We start from the raw sequence: 15,374 nt of genomic DNA, 5'->3' as shown, positions 1-15,374 counted from the left end.
GATGAGTACGGGAGAGACCCTGTGGGGCAGCCGGTTTACCGGTGGGCCGGCGGACGCATTGGCGGCGCTGAGCAAGTCGACGCACTTCGACTGGCGGCTGGCGCCGTACGACATCGCCGGATCGAAGGCGCACGCGAAGGTGCTGCACCGTGCCGGGCTGCTGACCGACGACGACCTCGAGGGCATGCTCCGCGGGCTCGACGAACTGCTGGCCGACGTACTGTCCGGTGCTTTTCTTCCCGCTGAGGGCGACGAGGACGTGCACACCGCGCTCGAGCGCGGTCTGCTGGAGCGGCTGGGAGTCGAGCTCGGTGGGCGGCTCCGTGCGGGACGGTCGCGGAACGACCAGGTCGCGACGCTCTTCCGCAGCTACCTGCGTGAGCACGGCCGGATCATCGCGCGGCTCGTGCTCGACCAGATCAACACCCTCGCCGACCAGGCGGAGACGCATCTCGGCGTGGCGATGCCGGGCCGGACGCATCTTCAGCACGCGCAGCCTGTGCTGCTCTCGCATCACCTGCTCGCGCACGCCTGGCCGCTGATCCGCGACCTCGAGCGGCTGGCCGAGTGGGACACGCGCGTCGCAGCGGATTCGCCGTACGGCGCGGGCGCGCTGGCCGGTTCCTCGCTCGGGCTCGACCCGCTGTTCGTGGCGACCGAGCTCGGCTTCACCAACTCCTCGCCGAACTCGATCGACGGGACGTCCGCGCGGGACTTCGTCGCCGAGTTCGCGTTCGTCACCGCGCAGATCGGTGTCGACCTGTCCCGGCAGGCCGAGGAGATCATCCTCTGGGCGACCAAGGAGTTCGGGTTCGTCCGGCTGGACGACGCGTTCTCGACCGGGTCCTCGATCATGCCGCAGAAGAAGAACCCCGACATCGCGGAACTGGCCCGGGGCAAGTCGGGTCGCCTGATCGGGAACCTGACCGGTCTGCTCGCGACGCTGAAGGCGCAGCCGCTGGCGTACAACCGGGACCTGCAGGAGGACAAGGAGCCGGTCTTCGACTCCGTCGACACCCTCGAGGTGCTGCTGCCGGCGTTCAGCGGGATGATCCGGACGCTGGTGTTCGACACCGCGCGGCTGGAGGAGCTGGCGCCGCAGGGGTTCTCGCTGGCGACGGACATCGCTGAGTGGTTGGTGAGGGAGAAGGTGCCGTTCCGGGTGGCTCACGAGCTGGCCGGTGCTTGTGTGCAGGAGTGCGAGAAGCGCGGGATCGAGCTGTGGGACCTGAGCGATGCCGAGCTGGCGGCGATCTCGCCGCATCTCACGCCGGAGGTCCGGACAGTTCTCACCGTCGAAGGCTCGATCTCTTCCCGCAATGCCCGCGGCGGCACGGCCAAGGACCGAGTGGCCGAACAGTTGGTGGAGCTTCGCGCCCAGGCACTGCGTTTCACCGAACGCCTCGCCTGAGCTTTCACCGCCCGGCCAGTAGGGTCCAGACATGCCTGTTCGTCGTACTCAACTGGCCGGCCCGGTGCTGGAGGTCGCCCCTCAGCTCCTCGGCATGGTCCTCCGCCGGACCACCGACGAGGGCACGGTTTCCGTCCGCATCACCGAGGTCGAGGCGTACGACGGGCCGAACGATCCTGGCTCGCATGCCTATCGCGGCGAGACTCCGCGGAATGCGGTGATGTTCGGGCCGGCTGGATTTCTGTACGTCTACTTCACGTACGGCATGCACTACTGCATGAACATCAGCGTGGGGCCTGACGGTCAGCCGTCGGCGGTGCTGTTTCGTGCTGGCGAGGTGATCGAGGGCGTCGAGCTTGCCCGTGCCCGGCGAGGTGCGGTCGCGCCGGTGGTCGAGAAGTTCAACTCGGCGCTGCCCACCAAACGCACGGTGAAGAACCCGGACTGGGATCTCGCCCGCGGCCCGGCCCGGCTGTGTGTTGCTTTGGGCATCAACAGCCGAGAACCCAACGGCACCGACCTGCTCTCGCCGAAGTCCGCCGTACGGCTCCTCCCAGGCGACGGCTTCGACGGAGTCCCGTCCACCGGCCCACGAGTGGGCTTGCGGGAAGCCGCCGACAACCCGTGGCGCTTCTGGATCCCGGGCGATCCGACAGTGTCGCCGTACAGACCGCACGTGCCCAAGCGCAGGGCATAGAACAGCCCCACAGTCCGAGGACTGTGGGGCTGTTGTTTGTTCTAGAAGCCCAGGCGCTGCGCGATCAGGATGTTGGTTGTGCGGACGGGGGTGCCGTCGATGGGGGCCGGGTCTTCGGCGGTGGGGACGATGCCGGCGGCGGCTACGCGGTCGAGGACCTTGAGGCCGAGGCGGTCGATGGTGCCGAAGACGGTGTAGTCGGGGCGGAGGCGGGAGTCGCCGAAGGTGAGGAAGAACTGGCTGCCGTTGGTGTTCGGGCCGGCGTTGGCCATCGCCAGCGTGCCGCGGGCGTACAGGCGGGGGAGGGCGCCCGGCGGGTCGGTCGGCCACGCGGGCAGGTCGGTCGGGAGCTCGTCCTTGTAGCTGTAGCCGGGGCCGCGCTCACCGGAGCCCGTCGGGTCGCCGCACTGCAGGACCTTCAGGGTCGTGTACAGCGTGAGCCGGTGGCAGGTGGTGAAGTTGTAGAACTTGCTCTTGGCCAGGTGCAGGAAGCTCTGCACCGTGCACGGCGCCTTGGCCCGGTCGAGCGTGAGCAGCACCGGGCCCTGGTTGGTGGCCAGGAGGACCCGTACGACGCCCTTCGAGGGAGTGGGGGTCGGGTCCGGCGGCAGGGTCACCGGGCGCGGCGACGGGTCGTCGGGCGTCGCGGTGTACTTGCACGGGCCCGTGGTGGTCCCGCTCGGCGTGGTCGCCTGTGCCGCGACGACCTGCGGGGCCTCAGCCGGCGCCGGGGCAGGGGCCGGTACGGCGAGCGCCGTACCGGTGGTGGCGAGCAGGCCGGCGACGCTCAGGGCGGCGCAGGCGATGACGCTGGTGGCTCTCATCGTGGTTCTCCTTCAGGGCGGTTCGGGATCAACCGGTGGCCAGCGTGAAGAGCCGCAGGTCGCGATTCTTCGGCAGCGTCACGCTAACCGGAAACCTGCCCGAGGCAACAGGTACCGGCGCGGTGGCGAAAATATGCGTCGCGACGTTGTCCCGTCCGCCACCGGACTCGTTCCGGTACGGCGTGGAGGCGACGACCAGGTTTCCGAAGTGCACGGTGTCGCCGCCACCGCCCAGCGTCCAGTCGCTGAACGACAGGTCGACCTCGCTCGTCGTACCGTCCGCGAACTTCAGCGTCGCCTTGCCCTCCTGGTTCCCGTTCACGGCACTACCGACGAACGACAGCTGAGTCGTTCCGGCCGGCAGAGACAGGTCGAGCACCTGCCCGTCAGCCGGTACGTTGTCCGGCTCACCGACCGGTACGCCGGGCCAGACGAACGCGAGCCCCTCCTTAGTCACCGTCCCGCCAGGAGTGAGCCCAGCGGCCGCCAGCGCCTGCCGCGAGTAGCTGACGCCGCCGCCGTCGTAGTCCGCCTCGGTGTGGTCACCGGCATCGTCCGACGCCGCCACACCCTCCCGCAGTACGGAGAACGAGTTCGGCAGCCCTACCACCACGGTGAAGCCCAGCCGCGGCAGCACGGTCCCGTCGGCTGCCTTCAGCGCCACCGTGACCGGGTAGCGGCCGTCCGGCGTACCAGGAGCTGCTGTCACGCGGACAGGTGCGCCGCCGGACTGGTCCACGGTGAAGGAGCCGCTCGCAGGGGACGCCGTGAGCCCAGCGGGAGTTGTCACCGTGTACGAGACGCTGGTCGCCGTACCGCTGAGCCGGTGGGCCTTGATCGTCACCGGCTCGGAGGTGGTCCCGGGAGCGACCACCAGGCGGCCGATGTCGGTCGAGGTCTGGAACGGGATCTCACCGGTCCGCCACGACGGCGGTGCGTCCTTCGCGGCCGAGCCCCACGCCGGGTTGGCCGTGGCGGAGACCTTGAAGTCGAGCGTGCCGCCGCGGTTGACGAACGACTCGGGAAGCCAGGGCTTGGTCGACGTACGGCCGTCGACGCGCAGGCTCTGCACGTACTTCGTCGCAGCCGTCGCGCCCGGTGCGTTGATCTTGATCGTCCGGCCCTTGTCGCGGTGGATCACCGCGCGCGGGAACAGCGGCGCCGCGACCTGCAGCTCGGCCCGGCTCGGGACCTCCGGGTAGAGGCCCAGCGCTGTCCACACGTACCAGGACGACATCGCGCCGAGGTCGTCGTTGCCGGGGATGCCGCCGGTGGTCGTGTTCCACAGCTGGCTCATCGCCTGCCGCAGCGTCTCCTGCGCCTTGTACGGCTGGCCGCTGTAGTTGTAGATCCAGGGCGTGTTGATCGACGGCTCGTTGTCCATCTCCGCGTGCAGGTCACCGGATTTGGTCAGCGCCCAGTTGCCGTCGGCGTCCTTGAAGAACGCGTCCAGCCGCTGGTTCACCGCGTCCTTGCCGCCCATCGCGTCGAACAGGCCGGCGCGGTTGTGCGGGATCATCCACGTGTACTGCGCGCTGCTGCCCTCGGCGAACCCGTCCTGCGTCGCCGGCGTGAAGGCCGGCCAGGCGCCGTTCTCGTCCCGGTTCTGGATGTAGCCGCCGTTCTCGGGGTTGAACACGTTCTGCCAGTACTGCGAGCGCTTCACGAACGTGTCGGCCGTCTTGCGGTCACCGATCGCCGTCGCCAGTTCGGCCAGCGCGAAGTCCGCGGTGGTGTCCTCGAGCGTCTCGACCGCGCCGCCCCAGGCGTTCGACTTGGTCGGGATGTAGCCGAGCGCCAGGTACTTGTCGAGCGACGGCCGCTGCCCGATCGACATCACCGGCTTGCCCGCCGAGCTCAGGTCCTTCGCGGTCGGTACGGTCGCCGCCTTGACCAGCGACTTCAGCGCAGTCCGTACGTCGAAGTTGGTGCCGCCGAACGCGTGGATCCCAGCCAGGGCAGGCGCCGACGGGTCGCCGGTCATCACCGCCGTACTGCCGGAGGCGTGGGTCCAGCGGTCCCAGATGCCGTCGTTCTGCTGGGCCTGGTTGAGCAGGGACTGCGCGACGTCACCGGCACGCTGCGGCTCCAGCAGGGCCAGCAGTTGGACCTGCGAGCGGTAGACGTCCCAGCCGGAGAAGGTGGCGTACTGGTTCTTCTGGCCGCGACTCAGCTTGTGCGGCTTCTGGTCGAAGCCCCAGTACTGGCCGTTGACGTCGCTGAAGACGTTCGGGTGCAGCAGGGCGTGGTAGAGCGCGGTGTAGAAGGTGGTCCGGTCGGCAGTGGCGCCACCGGTGACCTCGATCCGGTTCAGCTGGTCGCGCCAGGACTGCTTGGCCTTGGCGGCCGTCTTGGCGAGTGACTGGCCGCGCGGGTTCTCCTTGGCCAGGTTGTCGGCTGCGTTCGCCTTGCTGACGTAGGAGATGCCGATCCGCATGTTCACGGTGCTGCTGTCGAAGCCGAGGTAGGCGCCGGAGCCCTTGCCCGCAGGCATCCAGCCGTCGGTCCCGTACGACGTACCGCCCGTGGCTGAAGTGCTGCCCGGGCTGACGGTCGCGTCCTTCCAGGTGCCGTGGTTGGCGAACGGCTGGTCGAACTGGGCGACGAAGTGCAGCGTGTAGTAGCTGCGCTGGCCTACGGAGGCCAGGTAGCCGCAGAAGTTGCCGCTGGTCACCGAGCCGGTCACAGTGCGCTTGGCCGGGTCGATGGTGACCGTGGCGTCGCTGGAGCCGACCTCGGAGTTGGCTGTGCGGAACAGGAGGGACTTGGCCTTGTCGGCCGGGAAGGTGAACGACGCTGAGCCGGTCCGGGTGGTGGCAGCCAGCTCGGCAGTTGCGCCGGAGTCGAGGCCGACCTTGTAGTAGCCGGGCTTGGCGGTTTCGTTGGCGTGGGAGAACGTGCTGGCGTACACCTCGTCCTTGGCGTCGGTCTGCGGAGAGGTGGTCACCGCCCCGGCGTACGGGAAGATGGGGATGTCACCGGAGCCGCCGGCGCAGCCGGTGCCCGACATGTGGGTCAGGCTGAAGCCGCGGATGCGCGTCGCGTCGTACAGGTAGCCGCCGGGCGCCGCGGTCCGGAACTGGTTGCCGCGGCTGGTCTCCGGGCTGAACGAGAGCATCCCGAACGGCATGACCGCGCCGGGGAAGACGTCGCCGAGGTTGGACGTGCCGATCAGCGGGTCGACGTGCTCGGTCGGGTCCGGCGAGCTGCTGGTGATCCGGCTCTGCCCGTGGGTTTCCTGCGCTCTGAGGCCTGGTGGTGTGGTGCTGGGTGGAGCGGTGGTCGGTTGGCCGTCGTACTGGGGAGACGGGCTCGGCACTGCGGAGGCCAGCGCTGTCGAGACGAGCGCGGTGATCAGGGAGCCGGCCAGGACGGCGGCGGTACGACGGTGCTTCTTCACGGGCGGTCCTTCGACGTCGGGACGGCACCGTGCACTCCACGCGGCCGCACCCCGCTCAGCGAACGCGGTCCAGGGCGGCGGACTACGTGCTGATGAGCGGGGCGCTGCTGCGTCGATGGGGCGGTGCTGTCACGGGCGGTGTGACATCGTTGTCAGCAAGAGATACCCGACTGTCACAGCCCACGTCAAGACTTTCAGCACGTTCCGCAACCAGGCAACCGCGTTCCGCAACTCATGCGAGGCACGCCAAAGGCCGCCCCGGCGAAGCCGGTGGCGGGGGCGAGGACCGCCTGACCCCAACCTCGTTCGCCCCGGCGGAGCCGGTGGCGGAGGGAGGGGCGGCGGGCTACTTCCTTCCCGCCCAACCGCCCCGGGCGGAGCCGGGGCGGGGCGTCACGTCGTACGGGGTCAGCGGCCGACGGGGGAGAGGCCCAGCTGGCGGCCGAGGAGGCCTCGGGGCTTGCCGCCGAGGCGTTCGGCGATGTCGACGATGACCTTGGAGGCGGGGGTGTCCGGGTCGGACAGCGCCAGGGGCTGGCCGAGGTCGCCGCCGCTGCGGAGGCGCTCGTCGAGCGGGATCTCGCCGAGCAGGGGGATCGGGTACCCGAGGCGGGCCGACAGGGTCTCGGAGACGCGCAGGCCGCCGCCGGTGCCGAAGATCTCGATGCGGTGCTCGGGGCCGCAGTGCGGGCAGGGCAGGAACGACATGTTCTCGATCACGCCGGCGACGCGCTGGTGCACCATCTGCGCCATCGTCCCGGCCCGCTCGGCCACCTCGGCGGCAGCCTCCTGCGGGGTCGTCACGACGATGACCTCGGCGGTGGTCAGCCGCTGGCCGACCGAGATCGCGATGTCACCGGTGCCCGGCGGCAGGTCGAGCAGCAGGACGTCGAGGTCGCCCCAGTAGACGTCGGCCAGCATCTGCACCAGCGCACGGTCCAGGATCGGGCCGCGCCAGGCGACCACCTGGTCGCGCTTGGGCTTCAGCATGCCGATCGAGATCACCTTCACGCCGTGCGCGGGCACCGGCATGATCATGTCGTCGACCGCGGTCGGCCGCTCGTCGGCGACCCCGAACATCGCGGGGATCGAGTGGCCGTAGATGTCAGCGTCCAGTACGCCGACCGACAGCCCCTTGGCGGCCATCGCGACCGCCAGGTTCACCGTCACCGAGGACTTGCCGACGCCACCCTTGCCGGAGGCGATCGCGAACACCTTGGTGAGCGAGTCCGCCCGCGAGAACGGAATCTCCTTCTCCGCCACACCACCACGCAACTGCGTCTGCAGAGCGGCCCGCTGCTCGGTCGACATCACACCCAGCACGACCTCGACCCCGGTCACGCCGTCCAGCGCGCTCACCGCGGCGGTCGTGTCCCGCCGCAGCGTGTCCTTCATCGGGCAACCGGACACGGTCAGCAGGATCGTCACCACGACCACGCCGTCGGTCTTCACCACGACGGACTCGACCATGCCCAGCTCGGTGATCGGTTTCTTGATCTCGGGATCGATGACCGACCCGAGCGCAGCGGTCACCTGGTCAGCAGAGGGAGCCATGCACACAGGCTACGTGCTCCCCCACAACCGCCCCACCACGGTCCACTGTGACCTGAGTCCGGCAAGGCAACCCTAACTACACCCTGAACTATCACCGCAGACGAGGCCGATAGTTCAGACGCGGTCGTCCTCGCGGTCCTTGTCTAGTTCGGCGAGGAGGGAGCGGAGTTCGGAGCGGAGGAAGTCTCGGGTGGCGACCTCGCCGACGGACATGCGCAGTGACGCCATCTCGCGGGCGAGGAACTCCATGTCGGCGCGGGAGCGGGCGTCGACGTCGCGGTCGCGTTCGTACTGGACGCGGTCGCGGGCCTCCTGGCGGTTCTGGGCGAGCAGGATCAGCGGGGCGGCGTACGACGCCTGGAGGCTGAGCGCGAGGGTCAGGAAGATGAACGGGTACTGGTCCCAGCGCAGGTGCTCCGGCGCGAAGATGTTCCACACGACCCAGAACACGATCGTCGCGGTCATGTAGACCAGGAACTGCCCGGTGCCGAGGAAGCGCGCGATCCGCTCGGACAGCCGGCCGAAGGCGTCGGCGTCGTACGCGCGACGTCGGACCAGCGTGCGGCGCAGTTCGCGGGGGACGTCCAGCCGGTCGGCGGCCGGGCGGGTCAGCCGGCGTTCCTCCGAGCGGGCGGGCCGGCGGTCGTCGGACCTGTTGCTCCGGCGGTCGTCGCGGTCCTCACGGGGCATCCCGGTCCACCTCCAGCTGCGCGGATCCGCGCCAGTCGTCGGGCAGCAGATGGTCCAGTACGTCGTCGACGGTGACCGCGCCGAGCAGGCGGCCCTCGTCGTCGAGCACGGGAGCGGCGACCAGGTTGTACGTCGCCAGGTACTTGCTGACAGCCTGCAGCCCGTCGTCCGGGCGTAGTCCGTCCAGGTCAGTGTCCAGTACGCCGGACACCAGCGCCGACGGCGGCTCGCGCAGCAGCCGCTGGATGTGTCCGATGCCGATGAACCGGCCGGTCGGCGTCTCCAGCGGCGGCCGGCAGACGTAGATCATCGCGGCCAGCGCCGGACTCAGCTCGGCGTTCCGCACGTGGGCGAGCGCGTCGGCGACGGTCGCGTCGGCGGGCAGGATCACCGGTTCGGACGTCATCAGGCCGCCGGCCGTGCGTTCCTCGTACGTGAGCAACCGTCGTACGTCCTCGGCCTCGTCCGGCTCCATCAGCGTCAGCAGCCGCTCGGCCGTCTCGGTCGGCAGCTCGGCGATCAGGTCGGCGGCGTCGTCCGGCGACATCTCCTCCAGTACGTCGGCCGCGCGCTCGGTGTCGAGGCCGGCCAGGATCTCCACCTGGTCGTCCTCGGGCAGCTCTTCCAGTACGTCGGCCAGGCGCTCGTCGTTCAGCGCGGACGCGATCTCCTTGCGCCGCTTGGGCGACAGCTCGTGCAGTACGCCGGCCAGGTCCGCGGGCTTCATCGTGTCGAACGCGGCCAGCATGTGCGTCGCACCCTGCGCGTCCTCGCTCTGCGCGAACCCGCTGACGTCGGCCCAGTCCAGCACGTGCGACTGCCCGCGCCGCCGGAATCGCTTGGCGCCCTCGGTGACGGCGACCTTCGACAGCACCCAGTCCCGGGTCCGCCACTGCTCCATCGCCAGGTCGAACACCACGGCGGACGCGTCGGTCTCGCGGATCGTCACGTTCCGGTCCAGCATCTCGCCGAGCACCAGCACCTCGGTCGCCCGCTGCTCGAACCGGCGCATGTTCAGCAGCCCGGTGGTGATCACGTGGCCGACGTCGACCGAGGTGACCCGCGTCATCGGCAGGAAGATCCGCCGCCGGGTGAACACCTCGACCACCAGCCCGAGCACCCGCGGCGGCTGGGTGTCCTGGCGCAGCATCACCACGACGTCGCGCACCTTGCCGACCTGGTCCCCGTTCGGGTCGTACACGGGCAACCCGGCCAGCCGGGCCACGTACACACGCGCCGGAGATCCGCTCATGCCCCGAGGCTAACCGCCAGACCCGGTCCCACCCGCACACAGCGCCCCAGGAGGCCGTGTCGACACCCGGTACGACGGCCGCCCGGCGACGGGGGCGTGTCGGCCCCTGGACCGTGGGGTGCCAAGTCGGCAAACGGTTTCTAGACTTCCTCCGGGCCGGTACATCGTTGTCATCGGCGTGGCGGATGGGGCGGGCATGCTGAGATCCACTGGACTGGGGACCGAGAACGAGGCGACGTACCTGGCGTTGGTCCGGCAGGGATCGGCGACCGTGGTCGAGCTGGCCGACCGGGTCGGGCTGTCGGAGGCGGACGTACTGCGGGCTGTCGACGCCCTCCAGCGGGAGGGGTTCGTCCACCGGACGCCCCCGCCGCGGGAGCTCGTCGTACCGGTGCCGCCTGACCTGGCGGTGGAGCAGCTGGTCCAGCGGCAGGAGGAGGAGCTCGAGCGGGTGCGCGAGGCGGCGTACCGGCTGACTGCGGCGGCGTACAACCAGGCCAGCGACCGGCGGACCGAGGAGCTCATCGAGATCGTGTCCGGCCAGACAGCGGTCGGTCTGGCCTTCGACCGGGTGCAGCGGACGGCCCGGGAACAGATGCGGGAGCTGGTGGCACCGCCGTACGCGGCAACGGCCGAGGTGAACCGGACGCAGCTCGCACGGCAGGCCGAGGGGGTCGCCTACCGGGTCGTGTACGACAGCAGCGCCTTGAGCGACGAGCTGCTGTCGGCCAGCGCGGTCAGCCACGTGCAGGCCGGTGAGCAGGCGCGGATCGTGGATGACCTGCCGACGAAGCTGGCTGTCGCAGACCGGGAGCTGGCGCTGCTGCCGCTCGACTGGGCCACTCCTGCGCGTGACGCAGCGCTGCTAGTACACCCATGCGGTCTGCTGGACGCACTGGTCGCGCTGTTCGAGACGGTGTGGTCGCGGGCCAGCCCGCTGGTGGTGACGGCCGAGAAGACGCTGGCGGCGGAGGACCCGATGTCGGCGGAGGACAGGTACCTGCTGTCGCTCCTGGTGGCTGGTCTGACCGACGACGCTGCGGGGGTCCGGCTGGGGATCAGCCGGCGGACCGTGGCCCGCCGGGTGCAGCTGCTGATGGAGCGGACCAACTCGCGGTCGCGCCTGCAGCTCGGCTGGCACGCGCGGGACCGCGGCTGGCTCTGACCGCTGTCCACTTGCTGGACGCGCTGTCCGGATTGGTCGTGTCAGCTTTGCGCCAGCTCAATCGATAGCAGCCGACGGCACGGCGCACATGTAATGCCGGGGAACCCCTGCACCCCTTGGAGTCCCCTTGTCCCAGCTCTCCTCCCGCGGACGCGGGCTGGTCGCTGTCAGTGCCGCACTGGCGCTGCTCGCGACCGGCTGGTCGTCCCCAGCGGGCGCTGCCGCCGCCCAGCAGCCAAGCGTCCAGCAGCCCAGTGCCACAGTTAAGGCCGGTACGCCGCGGACCGTCACGCTGATCACCGGTGACAAGGTCACCGCGACCACCACCGCGGACGGCCACACCACCGCAACCGTGCAGAAGCCCACCGGCGGCCCGGCCGGCGCCCACATCATGACGGTCGGCAAGGACACCTACGTCTACCCCGACGCGGCCATGCCGTACGTCGCCTCCGGCGTACTCGACGACGGCCTGTTCAACGTCTCCGACCTGCTCGCCGACGGCTACGACGACGCCCAGACCGACCAGCTGCCGCTGATCGTCTCGTACGCCGACGCCCGCAAGCAGGTCGTCCCCGACGGAGCCCGCCGCACCCGCACGCTGACCAGCATCCACGGCGCAGCGATGGTGGCGGACCGCAGCGACGCGACCGGCTTCTGGGAGTCACTCACCGGTACGACGGCCGCCCGCGGCACCAGCATGCGCGGCACAAGCATGAAGGTCCTGCCGGGCGGGATCGCGAAGGTCTGGCTCGACGGCAAGGCGCGGGTCTCGCTGGCAGACACCACCGCCCAGATCGGCGCCCCCGAGGTCTGGCAGAGCGGCAACACCGGCCAGGGCGTCGACGTAGCCGTGCTGGACACAGGTATCGACGCCGGGCACCCGGACGTCTCCGGCCAGATCAAGGCGTCGGCCAGCTTCGTCCCCGGTGAGGACATCACCGACCGGCACGGCCACGGCACGCACGTTGCCTCCACCATCGCCGGTACCGGCGCAGCCTCCGGCGGCAAGGAGCAGGGCGTCGCACCGGGCGCGGGCCTGCTGGTCGGCAAGGTGCTCGGCAACGACGGCGGCGGCCAGGACTCCTGGATCCTCGCCGGCATGGAGTGGGCCGCCCGCGACCAGCACGCCAAGGTGATCAGCATGAGCCTCGGCTCGGACGGCGGGAGCGACGGCACCGACCCGCTGAGCCAGGCGGTGAACAGCCTGAGCGCCGAGACCGGTGCGCTGTTCGTGATCGCCGCGGGCAACGCCGGCCCGGGCCCGTTCAGCGTGGGAGCTCCTGGTGCGGCCGACGCGGCGTTGACCGTCGGTGCGGTGGACTCCGCCGACCGGCTGGCCTCGTTCTCAAGCCGCGGCCCGCGGCTGGGTGACTCCGCGCTCAAGCCGGAGCTGACGGCGCCGGGCGTCGACGTACTGGCTGCTCGGTCGCAGTACGCGCCGGAGGGTGAGGGCTCGTACCTGACCATGAGCGGCACCTCCCAGGCGACTCCGCACGTCGCCGGTGCTGCCGCCCTGCTGGCCAAGGTGCACCCTGACTGGACTGGTGCTCAGCTGAAGGACGCTCTGGTCAGCACCACCAAGCGGACCGTCGCCATCAGCCCGTACGCCGGTGGCAGCGGTCGCCTTGACGCCGCCAACGCGGTCAAGAGCACTGTGTTCGCGACCGGCTCGGCATTCCTGTTCGCCAAGTGGCCCTACCCGTCCAGCGGCGTACAGACCAAGGACGTCGTCTACACCAACACAGGTGCCGAGCCGGTCACGCTGAACCTGGCTGTCACCGCTCCGGGCGTTCCGACCGGGCTGCTGACCCTCACGGCGCAGCAGGTGACCGTGCCCGCGCACGGGACCGCAACGGTCGGCGTACAAGGGCATCTGGACCTGGCTGTCGAGGACGCCGGCTACAGCGCCATGCTGACCGCCACCGGGCCTGCTGGTGAGCTGCACACCCCTGTTGGCCTGAGCAAGCAGAGTGAGCGGGTCAACCTGTCCGTCAACGCCAAGGACCGGCGCGGCTCCGGGCTGCCCGGCGTGGTGATCATGAAGGACGTCCTGCGCGACACCGTGCCGAAGGCGTACCTGGTCGACGAGACCGGTCGCCTGGACGTCAGCATCCGCCCGAGCACGTACGCCGTCTGGATGTACGCCGACGTGCCCGGTCTCGACGGGCCGCACTCGCTCGCCCGGGCCGTGCTCAGCGAGCCCGAGCTCGTGCTCGGCAAGGACCGGACGCTGACCTTCGACGCCTCCACGCTGCGCAAGGTCGGTGCGATCGCGCCGCAGCCGACGGTCAACGACGGGGTCCGGATCGACCAGTACCGCAGCTACCCCGACCTGCACCAATTCGTCGACAGCTACCAGCTCGAGTGGTGGCTCTACGACAGCGTGTGGGCGACGCCGACCAAGAAGGTCACCCAGGGCTCGTACACGTTCGCGGCCCGCTGGCGGCAGACGCAGCCCGCCGTGACGATTGCCTCTGGCAACGACTCGTGGACGCCGAAGGTCCAGAGCCTGTCGCCGAAGCTCAAAGCCGGCACTGGCGCCGCATCGCTCGTCTACCTGGGCGACGGAACTGCCGCGGACTTCCAGCGGACGTCGGTGCGCGGCAAGGTCGCAGTGGTCCTCCGCAACGACCGGGTCCCGGCCACTGAGCAGGCCAAGTCCGCTGCGAAGGCCGGCGCCAAGCAGTTGCTGATCGTCAACGACGGCTACGGCCCGCTCGACGCCTGGTCGGACCTGCCGGTCGAGGAGGCCCCGACCCTGCCGGTCGCGGCGCTGCCGACGGACCAGGGGCAGCGGCTCGTCTCGCAGCTCCGGCACGGTGCCAGGACGGTCAAGCTGACCTCGCACCCGTACCCGCAGTACCTGTACGACCTGGTGCAGCACCACGACGGTGCCATCCCGCGTGACCTGAGCTACCGCCCGGCCACGCGTGACCTGGCCAAGCTGGAGGTGTCGTACCGCGACACCTCGCTGGGTGAGGCGCAGGACATCCGCTACGACCTGTCGGCCGACCTCACGTGGGCAGTGGGCTCGGCGAGCAGCACTCTGCAGGCGCAGGGCGACCACACCGTCTGGGTGACCGCCGGGCCGAAGGTGAAATGGCTGAGCCAGACCGCCGGGGCCGGTGTGAGCCTGTTCGGTTCGTCGACGGCGTACGCCGCCCGCAGCACCACCCGGGAGACCTGGTTCGCCGGGATCACCCGGCCGCGGTTGCTGAACGACAACGCGATGTCGACGCCGCCGTCGCGGGTCGGCGACATCATCAGCGTGTTCGGGATGCCGGCCTGGGGTTCCGGCGCGCACGAGGGCACTCTGTTCGACGGAGTGACGCTGAAGACGTCGCTGTACCAGGGGGACACCCTGCTCGGCGAGGGCGCCGACTACGCGTCCGCCGAGGTGTCGCCCGAGCGGCTGCCGTACAAGCTGGTCGTCGACACCACTCGCGACCTGCCTGGCCGGCCGTACTCGCCGAGCACTCGGACCGAGTGGGGCTTCCTGTCCGCGCAGACCGACTACACCAAGCTGGAGACGCTCCCGCTGATCCAGCTGGACTACGCGGTCTCCACTGACCTGGCAGGCCGGGCGCACCGGCGTACTGGGTTGTCGGTGACGCCGTCGCAGCTGGCTGGGCCGGGCAAGGCCAGCAGTGTCGCGGTGGAGGTCTCGTACGACGACGGAGCCAGCTGGCGCACACTGCGGTCGAGCCGCCATGGCTCTACGTGGCAGGTGCAGTTGGACGCGCCGTCGAAGGCTCGCTACGTGAGCCTGCGGACCACCGCTCGGGACACGGCGGGCAACAGCGTCGTACAGACCGTCGATCGCGCCTTCGGCCTCAACTAGGCCCTCCGGTCGCCGCCCTCAGCTCAGCTTGGGGCGGCGGCCGGCGCGACGGTGCAGGGTGATCGGGCGCTTGCCTCTGGTGGTGGCCGACGTCTCCGCAGGTGTCACCGCGGGGTGAGTGTCGTCGTACGCCGCGGTGATGGCGCCGGTCGGCTCCAGGACGAGCAGGTCGGCCTGGGTCTTCCAGCGGTCGAGCTGGTTGCCCAGACCGGCGGCGTTGAGGCGCTCGGTCCGCAGCACCAGGGCTGCAGCGGTCCACTCCTCGCTGCCGGGCTCCAAGCGCCGTACGGTCGCACTCCACGCCGACAGGCGAGCAGTAGCAGGCTTAGCCGGTACGACGACCTCAACGGCGTCCGCGTCGACCAGACCGGGCAGCGGCTGCTCAGCGCTACCGTCCCGGTCCGCCAGTACGACGTACGAGCCGTCCACCGCGGCGAACCAGGCCGGCACGGCCCGGCGCCCGCTCCAGGACAGCCAGACCAGTCCGGCCTTCTTCATCACACCGGCGATCTCCGCCACGGCCTCGTCCGTCGTCACGGT

Annotated in this window: 10 protein-coding genes; 4 read left to right on the top strand and 6 right to left on the bottom strand. The window is 70.2% G+C overall.

Going from position 1 to position 15,374, the window contains the following annotated elements; translation table 11 throughout:
- The first annotated feature begins 1 nt into the window (after nucleotide 1).
- Both argH and ACYVIO_RS27900 read left to right on the top strand, forming a co-directional pair.
- Nucleotides 2–1,411 carry an argininosuccinate lyase gene (gene argH / locus ACYVIO_RS27905; protein ID WP_460653877.1) on the top strand — a complete coding sequence of 470 codons (1,410 nt, stop codon included), beginning with the start codon at nucleotides 2–4 and terminating at the stop codon, nucleotides 1,409–1,411.
- 31 nt (nucleotides 1,412–1,442) lie between these two features.
- A complete protein-coding gene (locus ACYVIO_RS27900) occupies nucleotides 1,443–2,108 on the top strand; it encodes a DNA-3-methyladenine glycosylase (RefSeq protein ID WP_460653876.1) in 666 nt (221 codons plus the stop codon).
- A 41-nt stretch (nucleotides 2,109–2,149) separates the two neighbouring features.
- Here ACYVIO_RS27900 and ACYVIO_RS27895 read toward each other — a convergent pair whose 3' ends face one another.
- From ACYVIO_RS27895 to ACYVIO_RS27875, 5 genes are all read right to left on the bottom strand, one after another.
- Nucleotides 2,150–2,932, bottom strand: coding sequence for a peptidylprolyl isomerase (locus ACYVIO_RS27895; protein ID WP_460653875.1), 783 nt, complete (start codon nucleotides 2,930–2,932; stop codon nucleotides 2,150–2,152).
- A 28-nt stretch (nucleotides 2,933–2,960) separates the two neighbouring features.
- Nucleotides 2,961–6,332, bottom strand: a complete 3,372-nt coding sequence (locus tag ACYVIO_RS27890) for a GH92 family glycosyl hydrolase (RefSeq protein WP_460653874.1) — start codon at nucleotides 6,330–6,332, stop codon at nucleotides 2,961–2,963.
- A gap of 408 nt (nucleotides 6,333–6,740) precedes the next feature.
- Nucleotides 6,741–7,886: an Mrp/NBP35 family ATP-binding protein gene (locus ACYVIO_RS27885; protein WP_460653873.1), complete on the bottom strand. Its 1,146-nt coding sequence runs from the start codon at nucleotides 7,884–7,886 to the stop codon at nucleotides 6,741–6,743.
- Nucleotides 7,887–8,000: 114 nt separating this feature from the next.
- Nucleotides 8,001–8,576, bottom strand: coding sequence for a DUF1003 domain-containing protein (locus tag ACYVIO_RS27880; protein ID WP_460653872.1), 576 nt, complete (start codon nucleotides 8,574–8,576; stop codon nucleotides 8,001–8,003).
- On the bottom strand, nucleotides 8,566–9,828 hold the full coding sequence (locus tag ACYVIO_RS27875; RefSeq protein WP_460653871.1) for a magnesium transporter MgtE N-terminal domain-containing protein: 1,263 nt from the start codon (nucleotides 9,826–9,828) through the stop codon (nucleotides 8,566–8,568). The genes ACYVIO_RS27880 and ACYVIO_RS27875 overlap by 11 nt, the downstream gene beginning before the upstream one ends.
- Before the next feature lie 196 nt (nucleotides 9,829–10,024).
- Here ACYVIO_RS27875 and ACYVIO_RS27870 point away from each other — a divergent pair, with 196 nt between their 5' ends.
- Both ACYVIO_RS27870 and ACYVIO_RS27865 read left to right on the top strand, forming a co-directional pair.
- Nucleotides 10,025–10,993 carry a helix-turn-helix domain-containing protein gene (locus ACYVIO_RS27870; RefSeq protein ID WP_460653870.1) on the top strand — a complete coding sequence of 323 codons (969 nt, stop codon included), beginning with the start codon at nucleotides 10,025–10,027 and terminating at the stop codon, nucleotides 10,991–10,993.
- A gap of 127 nt (nucleotides 10,994–11,120) precedes the next feature.
- Complete coding sequence (locus tag ACYVIO_RS27865; protein ID WP_460653869.1) at nucleotides 11,121–14,834, top strand: S8 family serine peptidase; 3,714 nt, start codon at nucleotides 11,121–11,123, stop codon at nucleotides 14,832–14,834.
- 18 nt (nucleotides 14,835–14,852) lie between these two features.
- Here ACYVIO_RS27865 and ACYVIO_RS27860 read toward each other — a convergent pair whose 3' ends face one another.
- Nucleotides 14,853–15,371, bottom strand: coding sequence for a hypothetical protein (locus tag ACYVIO_RS27860; protein ID WP_460653868.1), 519 nt, complete (start codon nucleotides 15,369–15,371; stop codon nucleotides 14,853–14,855).
- Between the last annotated feature and the right edge of the window lie 3 nt (nucleotides 15,372–15,374).

This window comes from Kribbella endophytica, from assembly GCF_054781295.1.
Note: the sequence above shows the minus strand (reverse complement) of the source record. Positions and strands in the feature narration are given on the sequence as shown.

Coding starts and splice junctions, on each gene's coding strand:
- argH (WP_460653877.1), top strand. CDS start 2: ATGAGTACGGGAGAGACCCTGTGGGGCAGCCGGTTTACCGGTGGGCCG.
- ACYVIO_RS27900 (WP_460653876.1), top strand. CDS start 1,443: ATGCCTGTTCGTCGTACTCAACTGGCCGGCCCGGTGCTGGAGGTCGCC.
- ACYVIO_RS27895 (WP_460653875.1), bottom strand. CDS start 2,932: ATGAGAGCCACCAGCGTCATCGCCTGCGCCGCCCTGAGCGTCGCCGGC.
- ACYVIO_RS27885 (WP_460653873.1), bottom strand. CDS start 7,886: ATGGCTCCCTCTGCTGACCAGGTGACCGCTGCGCTCGGGTCGGTCATC.
- ACYVIO_RS27880 (WP_460653872.1), bottom strand. CDS start 8,576: ATGCCCCGTGAGGACCGCGACGACCGCCGGAGCAACAGGTCCGACGAC.
- ACYVIO_RS27875 (WP_460653871.1), bottom strand. CDS start 9,828: ATGAGCGGATCTCCGGCGCGTGTGTACGTGGCCCGGCTGGCCGGGTTG.
- ACYVIO_RS27870 (WP_460653870.1), top strand. CDS start 10,025: ATGCTGAGATCCACTGGACTGGGGACCGAGAACGAGGCGACGTACCTG.